The sequence below is a fragment of the Proteiniphilum sp. X52 genome, assembly GCF_003712195.1.
GTDB lineage: Bacteria > Bacteroidota > Bacteroidia > Bacteroidales > Dysgonomonadaceae > Proteiniphilum.
This window is the reverse complement of sequence record NZ_RDSD01000088.1, coordinates 1-399: the sequence shown is the minus strand read 5'-3', so window position 1 is coordinate 399 and position 399 is coordinate 1. Positions and strand designations below refer to the sequence as shown.

The following is a 399-nucleotide window of genomic DNA, read 5'->3' as shown; positions in this document are numbered from 1 at the left end:
TTTTTTAAATAATTATACATATCATCCTTATCCGTGAAAATTAATGTGTCATTCTCGGAAATTAATTCAATCTTATTAATGTCAGAAATAAATTTATTTATATTCTCTTTGTCCCAAGAATGTCCATATCCTCCTATCAAAATACTAGGTATCTTATCATGATTTGTAAGTTCTACCTTAAGAGTATCTTTTGTGTTACTATATCCCTTATAAATATTGAAATATGCGACATTATTTGTTTCGTTTACAAATTCAATCAATCCTGGATAATCACACGAAACATATACAATTTCAATTAAAACACACACCAAAAGTCCAATCTTTCTCATCTTAATTATATTTTATGGTAAATAAAGACTCCCTACTTGTCGAATTGCGTATTCTTCAGCATTCCATTCT

General features: G+C 27.6%; 1 protein-coding gene. It reads right to left on the bottom strand.

Translation table 11 applies throughout. The features are described 5' to 3' along the window. The coding region (locus tag D7D25_RS17765) for a hypothetical protein (RefSeq protein ID WP_148038995.1) at positions 1 to 329 on the bottom strand (329 nt) is incomplete at its 3' end. Positions 330 to 399: the final 70 nt, after the last annotated feature.